The organism is Photorhabdus thracensis, from assembly GCF_001010285.1.
Lineage (GTDB): Bacteria > Pseudomonadota > Gammaproteobacteria > Enterobacterales > Enterobacteriaceae > Photorhabdus > Photorhabdus temperata.
This window is the reverse complement of sequence record NZ_CP011104.1, coordinates 535,492-549,114: the sequence shown is the minus strand read 5'-3', so window position 1 is coordinate 549,114 and position 13,623 is coordinate 535,492. Positions and strand designations below refer to the sequence as shown.

The window sequence follows — 13,623 nt, the reverse complement described above, 5'->3', positions numbered from 1 at the left end:
AGGCCGCCGATTATAAACAGGTTAGACGTATTGTTCATCTATTAAAGCTGTCATTAAGGCAGATAGCTTTTATCGGAACATAATAACCCTTATCCTATGGCGAAATTTTTTTGTGCTGACACAGATGCAGGTTATTAATTTGAAAAAGAAACAATCTCTGCGCCGGGGAGGATTCACTTTTAAGCAATTTTTTGTCGGCCATGACCGATGTGCGATGAAAGTAGGAACAGATGGTGTTCTATTGGGCGCTTGGGCTCCGGTTAGTGGCAAAAAAGCAATTTTGGATATCGGTTGCGGCAGCGGGTTAATTGCTTTGATGTTGGCACAGCGTACAGATGAAAATAGCAAAATTGATGCAGTGGAACTGGATACTGATGCTGCATTGCAGGCTCAAGAGAATATAGAGCAATCTCCGTGGCAGAGAAAAATAAATGTTTATCGTCAGGATATCGGTGATTTCGCTGATCGGTATTCACAATGTTATGACTTGATTGTCAGTAATCCACCCTATTTTGAACCGGCTGTTGCTTGCCGGAATGAGGCAAGGGAACAAGCTCGTTATACCAGCTCACTAACGCATCAGCGGTTATTGCAATATGTCGGGAAGTTGATTACATCTGATGGTCTGTTTTGTGTGGTATTGCCGTATGTTATTGGTGAAATATTTGAGACAATGGCATATCAGATGGGTTGGTTTTCTCATCATCGGGTCAATATTCGCGACAGGCAAGGTAAGCCATTACACCGGGTGTTGTTGACATTTTCCCGCAAGGAAGAAACGGGCTTAATCAGTGAATTGATCATTCGTCAGCCAGATGGTGTATATACACGGGAATTTCAGCAACTCGTCACGGATTTCTATCTATATTATTGAAAGAACCACGCTGGAGCGTGGTTTATGTGGCAAGAATTAGGGTGTCAAAATTGTTGGTTTCAATTCTGACAGTAAATCAGGATAATCCAGCGTGAAATGCAGGCCCCGGCTCTCTTTTCTTTCCAGCGCACAACGCACGATTAATTCAGCGACTTGCACCAGATTTCGTAATTCCAGCAAATTGTTAGAGATTCTGAAATTGGAATAATAATCGTGAATCTCTTGTTGCAGCATATTAATACGACGCAATGCGCGTTCCAGGCGTTTGGTTGTACGTACAATACCAACGTAATCCCACATAAATAGACGTAATTCGTGCCAGTTGTGTTGAATGACGACTTGTTCATCTGAATTGTCAACACGGCTCTCATCCCAGAAAGGGAGTTCTGGCACTTCTTTGATTTTTTCAATTTGTTGTTGGATGTCTTCCGCCGCAGACCAGCCATAAACCAGACACTCCAACAGGGAATTGGATGCCATACGGTTTGCACCGTGCAGGCCAGTATAGCTGACTTCACCGATAGCATATAAGTTGTTGAGGTCAGTGCGGCCCTGATGATCGACGACTATGCCACCACAGGTGTAGTGCGCGGCAGGGACGATTGGAATCGGTTCTTTTGTCAGATCAAATCCCAGCGTTAGCAGTTTTTCATAGATCATCGGAAAATGCTGGATAATGAAATCAGTTGGCTTATGGCTGATATCTAGAAACATGCAATCAGCACCAAGGCGTTTCATTTCATGGTCAATAGCCCGTGCGACGATATCGCGGGGCGCCAGTTCAGCGCGCTCATCAAAACCAGGCATAAAACGGCTGCCATCCGGTCGTTTCAGATAAGCGCCTTCACCTCGCAGGGCTTCTGTCAGCAGGAAATTACGCGCTTGTGGGTGAAAAAGACAGGTCGGATGAAACTGGTTAAATTCCAGATTGGCGATACGGCAGCCCGCGCGCCACGCCATTGCTATACCATCACCGGATGAGATATCGGGATTTGTCGTGTATTGATAGACCTTAGCTGCACCACCGGTTGCCAATACAACAATCTTTGCGCGATAGGTTTCTACCTGTTCCTGCTGACGGTTCCAGATATAAGCGCCGACTACCCGGTTATTACCATCGAATTGGGCTTTATTTGAAGTAATTAAATCAACGGCGTTGCAACGCTCTCTCACTGTGATGTTCGGATGAGACATGGCTTTTTCAACCAGTGTGGTTTCGACCTCTTTGCCAGTTGCATCAGCGTGATGCAAAATACGCCGATGGCTGTGTCCACCTTCACGGGTCAGATGATATTGTTTTTCGCCATCTTCACGGGTTTCTGTATCAAATAAAACACCCTGATCAATCAGCCATTGCACGCAATGACGAGCGTTGCTGGTGGTAAACTCAACAGCGCTTCTATCGCAAAGCCCTGCTCCAGCGATAAGGGTATCTTCAACATGAGATGCGATACTGTCTGTTTTATCGAATACCGCGGCGATACCCCCCTGTGCATAATAGGATGCGCCTTCGCTGAGAATACTCTTACTTAATACGGTGACTTTATATTGTGAGGCTAGCCGTAAAGCCAGAGACAGGCCGGCTATACCGCTGCCTATGATAAGTACATCGCTGTAATGTTGCGGGAATAATGATTGCATAGTTGATTATGTATGAAGGAAGATGGGTAAAATCATGTTAGCCTATCAGATAGGATAAAAGCTATGATTGCAACAAAATAATGGCACAAATTGAACTTCGCAGAATTTTACTACTCAAAGCCATGCTTGCTTAGAAAAATGGGACATCATGGTTGGTTCAATAAATATAAATGTGGAGCTTTGCTTCAGGAGATTTAACCTCGGATGAGCGAGCAGTTAACGGATCAAATGCTGGTTGAGCGAGTGCAGAAAGGTGACCAAAAGGCGTTTAACCTACTGGTAATCAGATATCAGCATAAAGTAGCGAGTCTTGTATCCCGCTATATTCCGCAGGGTGATGTTCCTGACGTTGCGCAGGAAGCATTTATTAAAGCATATCGGGCATTGGCATCATTTCGGGGCGATAGTGCTTTTTACACTTGGTTGTATCGAATAGCAGTTAACACTGCTAAGAACTATTTGATTTCTCAAGGGCGGCGTCCACCATCCAGTGATTTGGATGTCAATGACGCAGAAAATTATGAAGCTTCAAATGCACTAAAAGAAATTTCGAACCCTGAGAATTTAATGTTGTCAGAAGAATTAAGACAGGTGGTTTTCCGAACCATTGAGTCTCTTCCCGAAGATTTGCGAATGGCAATAACACTAAGGGAATTAGATGGGTTAAGCTATGAGGAAATAGCTGCTGTTATGGATTGCCCGGTAGGTACTGTTCGTTCCCGTATCTTCCGTGCAAGGGAAGCTATTGATGATAAAATTCAACCACTGATTTAAAATTAAAAATAGTGGAACAATACTGAAGGGTACTTTGGCATGCAAAGAGAAAAACTTTCCGCACTGATGGATGGCGAAGCTCTTGATAGTGAAGTCGTTAGTATTTTATCTAAAGATTCTGCCATGCAGAAACACTGGGAAAATTACCACCTGATACGTGACGCATTGCGTGGTGATGTGACTGAAGTATTGCATATGGATATTGCGAACCGGGTCGCATTAGCGCTTGAAAAAGAGCCTGTTCATTTTAACCCTGGGGCTGTTCCTGAATCTCAGCCTCAGCCAGAGAGCTGGCAGAAAATGTCATTCTGGCAAAAACTTCGCCCTTGGGCGAGTCAAATTACTCAAGTGAGTGTTGCAGCATGTGTTTCGCTGGCAGTATTGATAGGTGTGCAACAGTACAATAGTCATAATGCTGTGGATCTTGAATATCAATCTGATACGCCGGCATTTAACACATTACCAATGATGGGATCTGCTTCTCCGGTGAGTCTGGGAGTGCCTTCCGGTGGTGATATGTTTGGCAATGATCAGCGTATGCAGGTGCAGGAACGTAATAAACGCATTAATATCATGCTGCAACAATATGAACTCGACCGCCGTGTGCATTTTGAACAAAATGATGGGCGGAGAGTTCCACCACCGGTTGCTATTCCGGTTCCCGGAACACAATCTTTAGGAACGCAACAGCAGTAATGAAACATATCTGGTTCTCCGTCTCTTTGCTGGCGGGCAGCCTATTTACTCCTTTACAAGCCTCGACACAGTTCAGCAGCGCTGAGGCTTTGTTGCAGGAAATGGGTAATGCCACTCAATCCCTGACTTACGAGCTTGCTTTTATTAATCTCAGTCAGCAGGCTATTGTCTCAGTTCGTTATCGTCACGCCATTATCAATGGTATTCCAATTGCTCAAATCATGCAGATGGATGGTTCCCGCAGGGAGATTGTCCAACGTGGTAATGAGATCAGTTATTTTGAACCTGGATTGGATGCTTTCAGTCTTAATGGTGATCATATTATTGATTATTTACCTGCCGTTATTTTTGCTGACTTCACTCAGTTGAAAAAATACTACAATTTCATCGACGTTGGCAGTACTCATATAGGCGACAGACCTTGTCGGGTTGTACGCATCACTTCCAAAGATGAAATGCGTTATAATTATATTTTACTGATCGATGAAAAAACGCATTTGCCATTACGTATCGATTTACTTGATCGTGATAGTGAAACACTTGAGCAATTTCGGGTTGTTTCCTCCATAATAGGCGGCGATATCGATAATGCAATGAGTGTTATTACCCGTCTGAATATGCCACCCATGCTGGTCATTCCATCGTCAGAGAAAGTGGTATTCAACTGGAAAGTAGGGAAATTGCCGGATGGTTTCACCGAGGTTTCACGTAACCGGCGCAAACTGTCAAATACTGACTCGCTTGAATCCATCATGTTCAGTGATGGTTTATTCAGTTTTTCAGTGAATGTGACTAACGCTGATAAAACCGGTAAGTTGGAACATCCTCTCCGTCGCGGGCACCGAACGATCTATAGTGTAATACGTGGAGCTAATGAGGTGACAATTATTGGTGAATTACCACTGGCAACTGCCAAGCGTGTCGCCGCGGGTGTCGCGTTTATAGGAGCTAACTGATGGTTAAAGAGTGGGCGACAGTAATCCGCTGGCAACAGGGGAGGGCATTATTACGTTATGGTTCCTCTTCTGGTTGTGGCAGTTGCCAGGCACGCGCGACATGTGGTTCTTATTTACTGAATAAATTGGGGTCTAATGGTATACATCAGCTCGAACTCGAGATTTTACAGCCGTTGCAGCCAGGGCAGAAAGTGGAAGTCGGGATCCCGGAAGGGAGCTTATTGCGTTCAGCGTTGCTGGTTTATTTGACACCACTTATTGGGTTATTTCTGGGGAGCGCACTTTTTCAGTTATGGGTAACCAATCAATTATGGGTGTTTTGTGGTGGTGCTTTGGGAGGTGTGTTAGGGTTCTTCCTTGCCCGCAAAATTGCTACTTATTGGGATAATCAGCAGGAATATCAACCCATCGTTTTACAAATAGGCTTGCCTCCTGATGCAATTCATATTCAGCATCAGGAATAAATCTGGTTTAATCATCCAAAACTTTTAATTTACTGACTCATATTAAAGCCACAGGCATGACTAGGTTTTCGTAGATTTGGCATGTAGAATACAGCCTTTCCGGCCGTTGGCCGGTCTATAAACCGTCGCTTTATGTCCCTCTGTGTGTCCATTAGGCGAATGATTCAGAAATATCAAGGCAGAAAAATATTTATAATGAAGCAAATACGAAATTTCTCCATTATTGCTCACATTGACCACGGTAAGTCGACGTTATCTGACCGTATTATTCAAATTTGTGGTGGTTTAACAGATCGTGAAATGGCAGAGCAAGTGCTGGATTCTATGGATCTTGAGCGTGAGCGTGGTATCACCATTAAAGCACAAAGTGTCACTCTGGATTACAAAGCGGATGATGGCAAACTCTATCAATTGAACTTTATCGACACCCCGGGGCACGTAGACTTCTCCTATGAAGTTTCTCGCTCTCTGGCTGCCTGTGAAGGGGCGTTGCTGGTGGTTGATGCTGGACAGGGAGTGGAAGCCCAGACGCTGGCTAACTGTTATACCGCGCTGGATATGGATCTGGAGGTTGTTCCTGTTCTGAACAAAATCGATTTACCGGCAGCGGAACCTGAGCGTGTGGCGGAAGAAATCGAAGATATCGTCGGTATTGATGCTACCGATGCCGTGCGTTGTTCAGCCAAAACGGGTGTAGGCGTACAAGATGTCATTGAGCGTTTAGTTAAGGAGATTCCGGCGCCGGAAGGTGATTCTGAAGCGCCATTACAGGCACTTATTATCGACTCATGGTTTGATAACTACCTTGGTGTTGTCTCTCTGGTTCGGATTAAAAACGGTACCCTGCGTAAGGGTGACAAAATCAAAGTGATGAGCACCGGTCAGGTGTATAACGCTGATCGTCTTGGGATTTTCACACCTAAGCGTGTTGACCGCGATATACTGGGCTGTGGTGAAGTGGGTTGGCTGGTGTGTGCGATTAAAGACATTCTTGGTGCACCTGTGGGGGATACATTGACGCTGGCCCGGCAACCAGCGGAAAAACCACTCCCGGGATTTAAGAAAGTTAAGCCACAGGTTTATGCCGGGCTGTTCCCTATCAGCTCTGATGATTATGAGGGATTCCGTGACGCATTGGGTAAGCTGAGTCTGAATGACGCATCTTTGTTCTATGAACCGGAAAGCTCGACCGCGCTGGGTTTTGGTTTCCGTTGTGGTTTCCTTGGTCTGCTGCATATGGAGATCATTCAGGAACGTCTGGAACGTGAATATGATCTTGACCTCATTACCACTGCGCCAACGGTTGTTTATGAAGTGGAAACGACCAGCCATGATATTCTCTATGTGGACAGCCCATCTAAACTGCCGCCACTGAATAATATTGAAGAGTTACGTGAGCCGATTGCCGAGTGTCATATGTTGTTGCCCCAGGAATATTTGGGAAATGTCATTACGTTGTGTATTGAGAAACGTGGGGTGCAAACTAACATGGTTTACCACGGTAAACAGGTTGCACTGACTTACGAAATACCGATGGCTGAAGTGGTTTTGGACTTCTTCGACCGATTGAAATCCACATCCCGCGGTTATGCTTCATTGGATTATAATTTCACTCGCTTCCAGGCATCTGATATGGTTCGTGTGGATGTGTTGATTAATGGTGAGCGGGTTGACGCATTAGCGTTAATTACTCACCGTAACAATGCGCAGTACCGTGGCCGAGAACTGGTAGAGAAGATGAAGGAGCTCATTCCTCGTCAGCAGTTTGATATCGCCATTCAGGCTGCGATTGGTAATCACATTATTGCTCGCTCAACAGTGAAGCAATTACGTAAAAACGTCTTAGCGAAGTGTTATGGTGGTGACGTCAGCCGTAAGAAAAAGCTATTGCAGAAACAGAAAGAAGGTAAGAAACGCATGAAACAAGTGGGTAACGTTGAGTTACCACAAGAAGCTTTCTTAGCTATTCTTCATGTTGGTAAAGACCATTAATAAGCTTGTAAGGAGTCTAAATGGCTAACACTTTTGCCCTGATCCTAACGCTGGCAACGTTAGTCACCGGCATTATTTGGTGTATTGATCGTTTCAAATGGGCCCCAGCGCGTAAGAAAAAACTTATCAGATTGCAGGAGCTGACTGAAGGTACAATGGATCAGGAGCATCTGGCTGAGACTATTAACAAGCCAACATGGGTGGATACTTGTGCATCTATTTTCCCTGTGTTAGCCGTGGTTCTGATCCTGCGCTCTTTTGTTTATGAGCCATTTCAGATCCCATCGGGTTCTATGATGCCAACTTTATTGATTGGTGATTTCATTCTGGTAGAGAAGTATGCATACGGATTGAAAGATCCCATCACGCAAACAACATTGATTAAGACCGGTGAACCAAAACGTGGTGATATCGCAGTATTTAAATATCCGTTGGATCCAAGTTTTGACTATATCAAACGGGTAATTGGCTTACCGGGCGATAAAATTATTTATGATCCGGTAAAGAAAGAGCTGCGTGTTTTCTCTGGTTGTAGCAAAACAGAGAATTGTAAGGAAGAGTTACCGGTTTCTTATGGTTCACTGTTCCCAAGTGAGTGGACAATGCAGCAGTATGGCGTTAATTCCAAGGGTGAAAGCCTGAAAAAGGTAGGTGTTTTCCAAATACCGGTTGAAGAAACGTTACCACCTTACAGCCGGCGGCAAGGTGAGCGGATTGAGAATTTAGGAACGGCGACACACCATATTCTGGAGATTCCGGGTTTACTGCCGATGCCTAATTTCCGTCAGCCTGGGTTGCCAGAGGGAGTGTGGATTGTACCCGAAGGCCACTATTTTATGATGGGTGATAACCGTGATAATAGCGCGGATAGCCGTGAGTGGGGCTTTGTTCCTGAGAAAAATCTGGTTGGCCGTGCTTCAGCGATTTGGATGAGTTTTGAGAAACAGGAAGGGGAATGGCCTACCGGAGTTCGCTTTAGCCGCATTGGTGGAATTAATTAATATTTCTATATTAGCGAAGCATTAATTTTACTCACAGTGTAGAATATCCTTTCAAACTTAATAACTGGCTCCCTTTAGGGGCCAGTGCAAACGCAACAGTTTTGCCAGAACTTCCTGTAACAGGTCTGTTGCGTGTGCGTTTTTATTTGACGAATTCTGACCTATATTTGGTAGCACATGAATCCCATCGTAATTAACAGATTGCAGCGTAAGCTGGGGTACACTTTTGATCAGCATGATCTGCTGGTACAAGCGTTAACCCATCGTAGTGCCAGCAGTAAACATAACGAGCGGCTGGAATTTCTTGGTGACTCAATTCTGAGCTTTGTCATTGCCAATGCACTGTATCATCTCTTTCCTCGTGTAGATGAGGGGGATATGAGCCGGATGCGCGCCACATTGGTGCGTGGTAATACTTTGGCTGAATTGGCAAGGGAATTTGAATTAGGTGAATGTCTACGTTTGGGGCCGGGTGAATTGAAAAGCGGCGGCTTCCGTCGTGAATCTATACTGGCTGATACGGTTGAAGCACTGATTGGTGCTATTTTCCTTGATAGCGATATTCAGACCATTGAAAGAATTATTTTGAGCTGGTACGAAACCCGCCTGAATGAAATCAGCCCTGGTGACAAACAGAAAGACCCGAAAACCCGTTTACAGGAATACCTGCAAGGGCATCACCTGCCCCTGCCATCATATCTGGTTGTTATGGTTCGTGGTGAAGCCCATGACCAGGAATTTACTATTCACTGTCAAGTGAGTGGTATCGAACAGCCGGTTAAAGGAACAGGCTCTAGCCGCCGCAAAGCGGAGCAGGCGGCGGCTGAGCAAGCATTAAAACAACTGGAGCTTGAATGAGCAAACAAGAAACCTATTGCGGATTTGTTGCAATAGTCGGACGGCCTAATGTGGGTAAATCCACATTGCTGAATCAGCTTTTAGGTCAGAAAGTATCTATCACTTCCCGCAAACCGCAGACTACCCGTCACCGTATTATCGGCATTCACACCGAGGGTGCTTATCAGACCATTTATGTCGATACTCCAGGATTGCATATTGAAGAGAAACGGGCGATTAACCGGTTGATGAACCGTGCGGCCAGTAGTTCTATCGGTGATGTGGAGCTGGTTATTTTTGTTGTTGAAGGGACTCACTGGACTTCCGATGACGAAATGGTCGTGAATAAACTGCGTAGCTTGCATTGTCCGGTTTTACTGGCTATCAATAAAGTGGATAACGTGACTGATAAAGCCACCCTGTTGCCACATATTGGTTTCCTCAGCAAACAGATGAACTTCCTTGATGTTGTACCGATGAGTGCTGAAAAAGGCATGAACGTAGATACGATCGCAAAAATTGTGCGCGGACATATGCCGAAAGCAACTCACCATTTTCCGGAAGATTATATTACGGATCGCTCCCAGCGTTTTATGGCGTCTGAAATTATCCGTGAAAAACTCATGCGTTTTCTCGGTGATGAATTGCCCTATTCTGTCACGGTTGAAATTGAGCAGTTCGTGGTGAATGAGCGCGGTGATTACAAGATCCACGGTTTAATTCTGGTTGAGCGTGAAGGCCAGAAGAAAATGGTTATCGGTAATAAAGGCAGTAAAATTAAAACTATTGGTATTGAAGCCCGTCAGGACATGGAAAGATTGTTTGATGTTAAAGTTCATTTGGAACTGTGGGTTAAAGTTAAAGCGGGTTGGGCTGATGACGAGCGGGCACTGCGTAGCCTGGGTTACGTCGATGATTTGAAATAAGGGCTCACCTATGGACGGTTGGCAGCGTGTTTTTGTTCTTCATGGGCGTCCTTACAGTGAAACCAGTCTGTTACTGGATCTGTTTACTGAAAATGAAGGACGGATCAGTGTATTGGCAAAAGGTGCACGCAGCCGTCGTTCCAATCTTAAAGGCTGCTTGCAGCCATTTACCCCGTTACTGGTTCGTTGGAGTGGGCGCGGGGCAATTAAAACGCTGCGTGATGCCGATCCTATCTCTCTCGCCCTTCCCCTTACCGGCAGCGTGTTATACAGCGGTTTATATATCAATGAATTGTTGTCAAGAGTGCTTGAACAGGGAACGGCTTATCCTGCTTTATTCTTTGATTATCTCCAGTGTTTGCAGATTCTTGCTGCCAGTGAATATACACCGGAACATGCATTGCGCCGGTTTGAGCTGGCGTTGCTGGCAAATCTTGGTTATGGCGTTGACTATCTTCATTGTGCAGGAAGTGGCGAACCTGTGGACGATACGATGACCTACCGTTATAGAGAAGAAAAAGGATTTATCGCCAGTCTGGTTGTTGATCATTACAGTTTTACCGGGCGTGAATTAAAATCACTGGCCACCCGTGAATTTCCTGATTCGGTGACATTAAAAGCAGCAAAGCGTTTCACCCGCATGGCTTTAAAACCTTATCTTGGTGGCAAGCCTCTGAAAAGTCGTGAGTTATTTCGGCAGTTTGTATGTAAAAAGCTTGAAGAGAAAGAAAACTAATGAATTTGTTTCTCTTCATAATGGAAAGTGTAAACTTGTTACTATTCAATATGACTACAGGAGATAAATATGGCTGAGGTATTGTTAGGTATTAACATCGATCACATTGCGACAGTGCGCAATGCCCGTGGCACAGTTTATCCGGACCCTATTCAGGCTGCTTTTATTGCCGAGCAGGCGGGTGCGGATGGTATTACTATTCATTTACGTGAAGATCGCCGTCATATTACTGAGCGGGATGTTGAACTGCTGAATGAAACTATCCAGACCCGGATGAATCTTGAAATGGCCGTGACAGATGAAATGCTGGATATCGCCTGTCACTTTAAACCTAAATTTTGCTGTCTGGTGCCTGAAAAACGTCGGGAAGTAACAACAGAAGGGGGTTTAGATGTTATTGGTCAGAAAGATAAAGTGGTTGAAGCGATTAAGCGTTTATCTGACGCGGGTATTCTTGTTTCGCTATTTATCGATGCGGATCACCAGCAAATTGATGCTGCTAGTGAAGTTGGTGCACCGTTTATTGAGATTCACACAGGTGCTTATGCTGATGCAGAAGGTGAAATAGAACAGGAAAAAGAGTTCCAGCGTATTAAAGAAGCCGCTACTTATGCTGCTAGCAAAGGGCTGAAAGTTAATGCGGGTCATGGGCTAACGTATCATAACGTACAGCGTATTGCTGCTCTGCCGGAAATTTATGAACTGAATATTGGTCATGCAATAATCGGGCGTGCGGTATTCAGCGGCTTGGCTACTGCTGTGGCAGATATGAAAACTGAGATACGGAAAGCTCGCCGTTAATGGCTATTCTTGGATTAGGTACAGATATTGTTGAAATTGCCCGTATTGAGGGTGTTGTCGGACGCTCAGGTGAGCGTCTGGCAAAACGCATTCTCAGTGCATCAGAATGGCAGCAATATCAGCAACATGAAAAACCGGTTCGTTTTCTGGCTAAACGTTTTGCGGTAAAAGAAGCTGCGGCAAAAGCGTTGGGAACCGGTATTCGTAATGGGTTGGCGTTTAACCAGTTTGAAGTGCTTAACGATGATTTGGGAAAACCCATTTTGCGGCTCTATGGTGCAGCCGCAGAATTAGCACAGAAACTGGGGGCAACCTCTTTGCATGTCACATTGGCTGATGAGCGTCGTTACGCCTGCGCGACAGTCATTCTGGAAAGTTAATTTCAGATTTTATCGGCATGATGCAATAGCACAAATTTATCCCACAATTGTTCTTCTGTTTCCTGACGGTCTGGATCGGTAATAATCGTATTATTTATCGGACAGACTGACTGGCAAGTAGGAGCATCATAATGACCGATGCATTCAGTGCAACGGTTAGAATCAATTTCATAAATTTCATCGCCCATTGATATAGCCTGATTGGGACATTCGGGTTCGCACATATCGCAATTGATACAGCTCTTTTTGATTAATAACGACATTTTAATAGGTTAACTTATTTTTTATTTTAAATCAGTGTGTTATTGACGGTTATTATTCCTTATAATTACACACTTCTTATATTTCTATACCCGTAATCATTGAAACTGCTTGATTTTCGCCCAAATGAGGTTCATGGTATCTGTCATGAAAATATTCATTACCGATGAACAAAAAGCCGAACTTGAACATCTCCATCACACCTGCCGTGATAAGAGAGAGTGTGATCGCATCAAAGCGGTCCTCCTGGCCTCTGAGGGCTGGAGTTCTGTCATGATCGCTCAGGCCCTGCGTCTTCATGAAACGACCGTTCATCGTCATATCAGCGATTACCTTAATCACCGTAAAATCAAGCCCGAAAATGGCGGCTCTCAGAGCCATCTCAGCGAAACACAGACTCAGGAACTTATCGCCTATCTGACCGCAAATCTTCTGCCCACCACACAGGCGGTTATCCGCCTTGTCAAAGAAGCGTGGGATATCCGTTACACCGTTCCCGGCATGAATAAATGGCTGCACCACAAGGGATTCAGTTATAAAAAGCCGACCGGCGTGCCACACAAGTTCAACGCGGAACAGCAGCGGGCCTTTATAGAAACCTACGGGAAACTCAAGCAGGAAGCCGGAGACCATGAGCCCATCCTGTTCATTGATGGCGTCCATCCCACGCAGGGGACGAAACTGGCTTATGGCTGGATGCGAAAAGGCCAGAAAACCGCGGTGAAAACCACGGGAAGCCGTACCCGTCTGAACCTGATGGGGGCCCTTAATCTGGCTGATATTAGTAAAACGGTAGTACGCGAGTATGACCGTATCGACAGTTATCACATCGCAGAGTTTTTCATTGCTCTGCGTGAAACCTATCCGGTCAGTCAGAAGGTTCATATTATCCTTGACGGAGCTGGTTACCACCGAAGCAGGCTGGTGAAAGACTGGGCTTATGTGATGAATATTGAGCTTCATTACCTGCCACCGTACAGCCCGAATCTGAACCCGATAGAAAGGCTGTGGAAGGTGATGAATGAACAAGTCAGGAATAACCATTATTTCGCCTCGACGACCTTGTTCAAGCAGGCAATACATCGCTTTTTTACGGAAATATTACCGGAACTGGCCGGGAACCTGTCGTGCCGTATTAATGACAACTTCCAGGTTATGAATACTGCATCTTCAAGTTAAGCGGGTATATACAGCATAAATTACATTGAAAAACCAAGTCTGGCAACATAAAACCACAACACATGAAATTTTTTCTATCTTAGAAAACCTTTATGTGTGAGCTTT

Annotated in this window: 15 protein-coding genes; 13 read left to right on the top strand and 2 right to left on the bottom strand. The window is 44.9% G+C overall.

Annotated elements, in window-relative coordinates:
- Nucleotides 1-124 precede the first annotated feature (124 nt).
- Entirely contained in the window at nt 125-874 is a 750-nt protein-coding gene (gene trmN, locus VY86_RS02085; RefSeq protein ID WP_046976667.1) for a tRNA(1)(Val) (adenine(37)-N(6))-methyltransferase TrmN, read from the top strand.
- Between the two features lie 36 nt (nt 875-910).
- On the opposite strand, the gene nadB is transcribed toward trmN, so the two are convergent.
- The gene (nadB, locus tag VY86_RS02080; protein WP_046973743.1) at nt 911-2,515 is read right to left on the bottom strand and encodes an L-aspartate oxidase; all 1,605 of its coding nucleotides are present in this window, start codon (nt 2,513-2,515) and stop codon (nt 911-913) included.
- 204 nt (nt 2,516-2,719) lie between these two features.
- On the opposite strand from nadB, the gene rpoE reads away from it, so the two are divergent.
- The 11 genes from rpoE (at nt 2,720) to acpS (ending at nt 12,078) form a co-directional block, all read left to right on the top strand.
- Nucleotides 2,720-3,289, top strand: a complete 570-nt coding sequence (gene rpoE / locus VY86_RS02075) for an RNA polymerase sigma factor RpoE (RefSeq protein WP_046973742.1) — start codon at nt 2,720-2,722, stop codon at nt 3,287-3,289.
- 39 nt (nt 3,290-3,328) lie between these two features.
- Nucleotides 3,329-3,985, top strand: a complete 657-nt coding sequence (gene rseA, locus VY86_RS02070; protein WP_046973741.1) for an anti-sigma-E factor RseA — start codon at nt 3,329-3,331, stop codon at nt 3,983-3,985.
- Nucleotides 3,985-4,941: a sigma-E factor regulatory protein RseB gene (gene rseB, locus VY86_RS02065; protein ID WP_046973740.1), complete on the top strand. Its 957-nt coding sequence runs from the start codon at nt 3,985-3,987 to the stop codon at nt 4,939-4,941. The genes rseA and rseB overlap by 1 nt, the downstream gene beginning before the upstream one ends.
- Nucleotides 4,941-5,405 (top strand): SoxR-reducing system protein RseC, encoded by a 465-nt coding sequence (gene rseC, locus VY86_RS02060; RefSeq protein ID WP_046973739.1) that lies wholly within the window; start codon nt 4,941-4,943, stop codon nt 5,403-5,405. Before rseB ends, rseC begins: the two co-directional genes overlap by 1 nt.
- 195 nt (nt 5,406-5,600) lie before the next feature.
- Entirely contained in the window at nt 5,601-7,397 is a 1,797-nt protein-coding gene (lepA, locus tag VY86_RS02055; protein ID WP_046976666.1) for a translation elongation factor 4, read from the top strand.
- A 20-nt stretch (nt 7,398-7,417) separates the two neighbouring features.
- Entirely contained in the window at nt 7,418-8,398 is a 981-nt protein-coding gene (lepB, locus tag VY86_RS02050) for a signal peptidase I (protein WP_046973738.1), read from the top strand.
- Nucleotides 8,399-8,575: 177 nt separating this feature from the next.
- Nucleotides 8,576-9,256 (top strand): ribonuclease III, encoded by a 681-nt coding sequence (gene rnc, locus VY86_RS02045; RefSeq protein ID WP_046973737.1) that lies wholly within the window; start codon nt 8,576-8,578, stop codon nt 9,254-9,256.
- Nucleotides 9,253-10,161 carry a GTPase Era gene (gene era, locus VY86_RS02040; RefSeq protein WP_046973736.1) on the top strand — a complete coding sequence of 303 codons (909 nt, stop codon included), beginning with the start codon at nt 9,253-9,255 and terminating at the stop codon, nt 10,159-10,161. The genes rnc and era overlap by 4 nt, the downstream gene beginning before the upstream one ends.
- 10 nt (nt 10,162-10,171) lie before the next feature.
- The gene (gene recO, locus VY86_RS02035) at nt 10,172-10,897 is read left to right on the top strand and encodes a DNA repair protein RecO (protein ID WP_046973735.1); all 726 of its coding nucleotides are present in this window, start codon (nt 10,172-10,174) and stop codon (nt 10,895-10,897) included.
- A 69-nt stretch (nt 10,898-10,966) separates the two neighbouring features.
- Entirely contained in the window at nt 10,967-11,698 is a 732-nt protein-coding gene (gene pdxJ / locus VY86_RS02030; protein WP_046973734.1) for a pyridoxine 5'-phosphate synthase, read from the top strand.
- On the top strand, nt 11,698-12,078 hold the full coding sequence (gene acpS / locus VY86_RS02025) for a holo-ACP synthase (RefSeq protein WP_046973733.1): 381 nt from the start codon (nt 11,698-11,700) through the stop codon (nt 12,076-12,078). Before pdxJ ends, acpS begins: the two co-directional genes overlap by 1 nt.
- A 2-nt stretch (nt 12,079-12,080) precedes the next feature.
- On the opposite strand, the gene VY86_RS02020 is transcribed toward acpS, so the two are convergent.
- Entirely contained in the window at nt 12,081-12,341 is a 261-nt protein-coding gene (locus VY86_RS02020) for a YfhL family 4Fe-4S dicluster ferredoxin (protein ID WP_031280498.1), read from the bottom strand.
- A gap of 145 nt (nt 12,342-12,486) precedes the next feature.
- Between VY86_RS02020 and VY86_RS02015 the strand changes: the two genes are divergently transcribed.
- Nucleotides 12,487-13,518 (top strand): IS630 family transposase, encoded by a 1,032-nt coding sequence (locus tag VY86_RS02015; protein ID WP_046976665.1) that lies wholly within the window; start codon nt 12,487-12,489, stop codon nt 13,516-13,518.
- Nucleotides 13,519-13,623: the final 105 nt, after the last annotated feature.

Bases quoted from the DNA above. Each gene is read 5' to 3' on its own strand.
- trmN (WP_046976667.1), top strand. From the start codon at position 125: ATGCAGGTTATTAATTTGAAAAAGAAACAATCTCTGCGCCGGGGAGGA.
- nadB (WP_046973743.1), bottom strand. From the start codon at position 2,515: ATGCAATCATTATTCCCGCAACATTACAGCGATGTACTTATCATAGGC.
- rpoE (WP_046973742.1), top strand. From the start codon at position 2,720: ATGAGCGAGCAGTTAACGGATCAAATGCTGGTTGAGCGAGTGCAGAAA.
- rseA (WP_046973741.1), top strand. From the start codon at position 3,329: ATGCAAAGAGAAAAACTTTCCGCACTGATGGATGGCGAAGCTCTTGAT.
- rseB (WP_046973740.1), top strand. From the start codon at position 3,985: ATGAAACATATCTGGTTCTCCGTCTCTTTGCTGGCGGGCAGCCTATTT.
- rseC (WP_046973739.1), top strand. From the start codon at position 4,941: ATGGTTAAAGAGTGGGCGACAGTAATCCGCTGGCAACAGGGGAGGGCA.
- lepA (WP_046976666.1), top strand. From the start codon at position 5,601: ATGAAGCAAATACGAAATTTCTCCATTATTGCTCACATTGACCACGGT.
- lepB (WP_046973738.1), top strand. From the start codon at position 7,418: ATGGCTAACACTTTTGCCCTGATCCTAACGCTGGCAACGTTAGTCACC.
- rnc (WP_046973737.1), top strand. From the start codon at position 8,576: ATGAATCCCATCGTAATTAACAGATTGCAGCGTAAGCTGGGGTACACT.
- era (WP_046973736.1), top strand. From the start codon at position 9,253: ATGAGCAAACAAGAAACCTATTGCGGATTTGTTGCAATAGTCGGACGG.
- recO (WP_046973735.1), top strand. From the start codon at position 10,172: ATGGACGGTTGGCAGCGTGTTTTTGTTCTTCATGGGCGTCCTTACAGT.
- pdxJ (WP_046973734.1), top strand. From the start codon at position 10,967: ATGGCTGAGGTATTGTTAGGTATTAACATCGATCACATTGCGACAGTG.
- acpS (WP_046973733.1), top strand. From the start codon at position 11,698: ATGGCTATTCTTGGATTAGGTACAGATATTGTTGAAATTGCCCGTATT.
- VY86_RS02020 (WP_031280498.1), bottom strand. From the start codon at position 12,341: ATGTCGTTATTAATCAAAAAGAGCTGTATCAATTGCGATATGTGCGAA.
- VY86_RS02015 (WP_046976665.1), top strand. From the start codon at position 12,487: ATGAAAATATTCATTACCGATGAACAAAAAGCCGAACTTGAACATCTC.